The 2,830-nt window shown below is 73.7% G+C and carries 1 protein-coding gene and 1 pseudogene; both read left to right on the top strand.

The annotated features are described in order from the left end of the window. Positions 1 to 360, top strand: a pseudogene (locus EIO58_RS18960) (hypothetical protein); the annotation flags it as partial. Between the two features lie 40 nt (positions 361 to 400). Further along, the coding region (locus EIO58_RS15545; RefSeq protein ID WP_127820269.1) for a non-ribosomal peptide synthetase at positions 401 to 2,830 on the top strand (2,430 nt) is incomplete at its 3' end.

Below are 2,830 nucleotides of genomic sequence, written 5' to 3' on the forward strand. Positions count from 1 at the left end.
GCGGCCGAGGCCGAGCAGCGCAAGGCTGAGGCGAAGGCGCTGAAGAAGGCGGCGGACAAGGCGGAGCGCGCCGCGGCGAAGGCGGAGCGCGAAGCGCAGGATGCCGACGACCGGGTCGTGGCGGAGATCTCGGGTGGCGCGACCTCCGAGGGGGAGCCGTCCGCAGACCCGGCCGAGCCCGCGAAGACGCCCGGATCGGCCGAGCCCGCGGAAATGCCCGCACTCGTCGCGGAGCCCGCACTCGTCGGAGATCTCGAGGCGCTCACCGTCGTGCAGCTCCGGGCGCGGGCGCGCGCCGCGGGCCGCACCGGGTACTCGCGGCTGAGCAAGAGCCAGCTCATCTCCCTGCTGTCGTCCTGACGTGTCGCGAGCACAGTCCCCGGTCGCACTTCAGGCGGAGCTGGACCGGTCCGGGCGCGCCCCCGCGCCGCGGACGCTGCTCGACATCCTGCGCGACACCGCGGCGCGGTTTCCTCAGGCCTCCGCCATCGACGACGGGTCGGGCGCCCTGAGCTATCGGGAGCTGCTGGCGCACGTCGCCCGGACGGCCGCCCGCCTTCACGACGGAGGGGTGCGCCGCGGCGATCGCGTGGGCGTCCGCCTGGCATCGGGATCGAAAGAGCTCTACATCGCGATTCTGGGCATCATCGCCGCCGGCGCCGCGTATGTCCCCGTCGACGCGGACGACCCCGACGAACGCGCGCGGCTGGTCTTCGGCGAGGCCCGCGTGCGGGGGATCGTGGGAGGTCAGGGCGAATACACCGCCTTCGAGGCGGAAACCCCGAGCGCCCGCGACCTGTTCCACGGCGACGCGCCCCATCCCAGCACGCAGGCGACTCTCGCTGTTCCGCCGCCGCAGCCGGACGACGACGCCTGGATCATCTTCACATCGGGATCGACGGGCGTCCCCAAGGGCGTGGCGGTCTCGCACCGGTCCGCGGCGGCGTTCGTCGACGCCGAGGCGCGACTCTTCCTGCAGGCTGCCCCGCTCGGTCCGCACGATCGAGTGCTCGCGGGGCTGTCTGTGGCATTCGATGCGTCGTGCGAGGAGATGTGGCTCGCGTGGCGTCACGGCGCGTGCCTTGTTCCCGCGCCGCGCGCACTGGTGCGCTCCGGCGAGGATCTGGCTCCGTGGCTCGTCCGTCAGGGGATCACGGTGGTGTCGACCGTTCCGACGCTTGCGGCCATGTGGCCGGTCGACTCGATCGAGAACGTGCGGCTGCTCATCTTCGGCGGCGAGGCCTGCCCGCCGGAGCTCGCCGCGCGCCTGGCGGGCGAAGGCCGCGAGGTGTGGAACACGTACGGCCCGACCGAGGCCACGGTCGTCGCGTGCGCCGCTCCCCTCGACGGCTCCACGCCGGTGCGGATCGGACTGCCCCTCGACGGCTGGTCGCTCGCCGTCGTCGACGCCGAAGACCGGCCGGTTGCGCCGGGGAGCGTCGGAGAGCTCATCATCGGCGGTGTCGGCCTCGCGCGCTACCTCGACCCGGTCAAAGACCTCGAGAAGTACGCGCCGATGCCCGGGCTGGGCTGGGATCGGGCCTACCGGTCGGGCGACCTCGTGCGCTACGACCCGGAGGGGCTGGTCTTCCAAGGGCGCGCCGACGACCAGGTGAAGGTCGGCGGTCGCCGCATCGAGCTGGGTGAGGTGGAGTCCGCCCTGCAGGCGCTGGCGGGCGTGACAGCGGCCAGCGCCGCGGTGCGGACGACGGATGCGGGCGTCCCGGTGCTCGTCGGCTACCTCGTGGTCGACGGCGAGCTCGACATGGCCGCCGCCCGGGCCGAGCTTGCTGAGCGCCTGCCTGCCGGCGTCGTCCCGCTCCTCGCCGTCGTGGACGAGCTTCCGGTGCGCACTTCCGGCAAGGTCGACCGCGCCGCGCTGCCATGGCCGCTTCCAGGCGTCGAAGCGCCCGACGCGGGCTTCAGCCCGGGCGAGGCGTGGCTCGCCGAGCAGTGGCAGGCGGTCCTCGGGATCCGGGTGCCCAATCGCAAGGCCGACTTCTTCGACCTCGGCGGCGGCTCGCTGTCGGCGGCCCAGCTCGTCTCGCGCATCCGCGCGCGCGTGCCGGAGTTCTCGGTGGCCGACATCTACGACGTGCCGCGGCTGGGAGCGATGGCGAAGGCGCTCGGGCCGTTCCTCGTCGACGACGCGCCCGCGACGTTCCGCCGCCCCGAGCCGACGCCCCGCTCGACACAGTGGGTGCAGACGCTGCTGGCCGTCCCGCTGTTCATCCTCAGCGGGGTGCGGTGGCTCCTGTACCTTCTCACCGCCGGTTCGCTGCTCCAGCTCGTCCCGGGCTTCGACGCCCTGCCCGCTGCGCCCTGGTGGGCACTGGTCATCGGCCTCGTGCTCTTCGCGACCCCGTTCGGACGGATGGCGCTGGGCGCGGCATCCGCGCGCCTGCTGCTGGCCGGCGTGCAGCCGGGCGACTACCCCCGTGGGGGGACGGTCCACCTGCGGCTGTGGCTTGCGGAGCAGATCTCGGAGCAGGTCGACGCCGTCGGGCTGGCCGGTGCACCCTGGGTCAAGGCGTACGCGCGCGCGCTCGGCGCGAAGATCGGGCGTGACGTCGACATGCACACGCTGCCGCCTGTGACGGGGATGCTCGAGATCGGCGATCGCGCGTCGATCGAGCCGGAGGTCGACCTCAGCGGGTACTGGATCGACGGCGACCTCGTGCGGATCGGCCCGGTGCGGATCGGCGCCGACGCGGCCGTCGGTGCCCGCAGCACGCTCGCGCCCGGCACCCGTATCGGCCAGCGCGCCGAGATCGCACCGGGGTCGGCCGTGTTCGGTCGGGTGCGCGCCGACCAGTCGTGGGCGGGGTCG

Origin of the sequence: Microbacterium sp. CPCC 204701, assembly GCF_004010105.1 — a bacterium.
Lineage (GTDB): Bacteria > Actinomycetota > Actinomycetes > Actinomycetales > Microbacteriaceae > Microbacterium.